This window comes from Streptomyces sp. NPDC058401 (genome assembly GCF_042722885.1).
Taxonomy (GTDB): Bacteria; Actinomycetota; Actinomycetes; order Streptomycetales; family Streptomycetaceae; genus Streptomyces.
Genome location: NZ_JBHXKA010000270.1, coordinates 1 through 2,198, shown reverse-complemented (window position 1 = coordinate 2,198; position 2,198 = coordinate 1). Strand labels below are relative to the sequence as shown.

Genomic DNA, 2,198 nt, shown 5'->3' with positions numbered 1-2,198 from the left:
GTGCTTGACGACCTTGCCGATGCTGCCGTCGGTCGCCTCGACCGTGTACCCGATCAGCTCGGTGCCGGTCAGGTGGCCCGCGGTCGACCTGTAGCTCCACACATGCTCAGTCACGCGAATGCAACTCCTTCTCCAGACAGGGGGCGGCGGGGCAGTGCCTGCCGTCCCTCTCTTTCGATGTCGTACGCGGCGCCGTCGGTGCCCCGCCCGAACTCGCCTGCCCCGGCTCCCGCCCTTCAATCGCCCCCGCAACACCGGTGTTGCGGGGGCACGTCGGTCCGGACGCGGCTCGCCCGCCGGGGCGTAGGTAACCGTTCGCAGGGCACACGAGCCGCCATGACATGGAGACAAGCGCTGCGGCGCGGCGAGAACCCCGACAACGGGCCCGTAGCGGCGGACGCGTGGCAACGGCGCCGCCCGGCCCATCCGGCCGTCCGGGCCCTGGCCATGCTGGCGGCCTTCGTCGGGACCGTCCTGTTCAGCGTGGTCCTGGCCCGGCTCACCCTGGAACCGTCCGCCGCCTCGGTGGACCTGGTGCACAGCAACACGACGCCCGGCCATTCGATCAGCCTCTACCTGGACGGCGCCTCCACCTTCGAGGCCGTGCGCCAGCTGGGCGGCAACCTCCTGCTGGGCCTGCCGTTCGGGGTGCTGCTGCCCGTGCTCATGCCCCCGGCCCGGGGGCTGCTGCGGGTCGCCGTGGTGACGGTGTGTCTGATGACGCTGGTGGAGCTGATCCAGGGCGCCCTCGTCACGGGACGCGTCTTCGACATCGACGACGTCATCCTCAACACGGCCGGAGCCCTCATCGGCTACCTGCTCATCGGCCGCCGCCTGGGACGGGCCGTACACCCGCGCCGCAGGCACTGGTGGCACCGCCGGCCCCGCCAGGAGCAGCCCGTACCCGCGCCGAGGCCGGAACCGGAGCCCGAACCGAAGCCGGACCCGAAGGCGAAGCCGGCAGCGCAGCCGACCCGCGCGGGCTGGCGGAAGGCCTTCCAGCGCGGCGGGTGACCCGCTCGGCGCCGGACCGGGGCGCGGCGCACTCCCCGTGTCAGTTCCCTGCGGTGGGGCAGGCGCGGGAAGGTCCGTGCCACTACCACCCACTGGGGACACATGAACAGCGCCCTTCGCCTCCTGGCCCTCCTGGGAGGCTCGATCCTGCTCACCGCCGCGGCCGGCTGGGCCGTCGACCGACTGCTCCGCCGCGCCGACGCACGACACCCCGAAACGCCTTGGTGGAACCTGCTGCGCCGCTGCCGCCACGCCCTGCAGATCGTGCTGCTCGCCGCACTGCTCAAGGGCGCCTGCCGGGACACGGAGTGGCCGCCGCTGCGGGACAACGCCGCCGTCACGGGCCGGATCCTCTCGCTCGCCCTGATCGGCGCCGGGGCCTGGTTGATCGTGGTCGTGGCCTCCGCCGCCGTCGAGTCGGGGTACGCCCGCTACGCCACCGGCACCCGCGACCCCGCCCGGGTACGCCGGGTCCGCACGCAGGTGACGCTGATCACGAGGGCCCTCACGGCCGTCGCGGCGGTCATCGCGGGCGCCGCGATGCTCCTCACCTTCCCGAGCTTCCGCGCGCTCGGCACCTCCGTGCTCGCCTCCGCGGGGATCATCGGCATCGTGGCGGGCGTGGCGGCCCAGTCCACCCTCGGGAACCTCTTCGCGGGCTTCCAGATAGCCTTCGGCGACCTCGTGCGGATCGGAGACACGGTCGTGGTCGCCGGCGAGTGGGGGGTGGTCGAGGACATCACCCTCACCTTCCTCGCCGTACGCACCTGGGACGAACGCCGCATCACGATGCCCGTCTCGTACTTCACCACCAGGCCGTTCGAGAACTGGTCGCGCGGCGGTATCCAGATGACCGGCACGGTCTTCCTCCACTGCGACCACGGCGCACCCGTGGACCTCATGCGGGACAAGGTCCACGAGATCCTGCACGCCTGCCCGCAGTGGGACGGCCGCGGCTGGGACCTCGCCGTCACGGAGACGACGCCCACCACCATCGTGGTCCGGGCCATCGTCACGGCCAAGGACGCCGACGACGTGTGGACGGTGCGCTGCGCCGTACGCGAGCAGCTGATCGCCTGGCTGGCGGAGAAGAACTGGTCGCGCGGCGGTATCCAGATGACCGGCACGGTCTTCCTCCACTGCGACCACGGCGCACCCGTGGACCTCATGCGGGACAAGGTCCA

2 protein-coding genes and 1 pseudogene are annotated in these 2,198 nt (G+C 72.2%); 2 read left to right on the top strand and 1 reads right to left on the bottom strand.

Annotation, left to right across the window (positions count from 1 at the left end; genetic code table 11):
• Nucleotides 1-114, bottom strand: a pseudogene (locus tag ACFWNV_RS39665) (PRC-barrel domain containing protein); the annotation flags it as partial.
• Between the two features lie 222 nt (nucleotides 115-336).
• On the opposite strand from ACFWNV_RS39665, the gene ACFWNV_RS39660 reads away from it, so the two are divergent.
• Together ACFWNV_RS39660 and ACFWNV_RS39655 are read left to right on the top strand one after the other, a co-directional pair.
• Entirely contained in the window at nucleotides 337-1,014 is a 678-nt protein-coding gene (locus ACFWNV_RS39660) for a VanZ family protein (protein WP_383957217.1), read from the top strand.
• Nucleotides 1,015-1,116: 102 nt separating this feature from the next.
• A partial coding sequence (locus ACFWNV_RS39655; RefSeq protein ID WP_383957214.1) for a mechanosensitive ion channel family protein occupies nucleotides 1,117-2,198 on the top strand: 1,082 nt, incomplete at its 3' end.

Coding starts and splice junctions, on each gene's coding strand:
- ACFWNV_RS39660 (WP_383957217.1), top strand. CDS start 337: ATGACATGGAGACAAGCGCTGCGGCGCGGCGAGAACCCCGACAACGGG.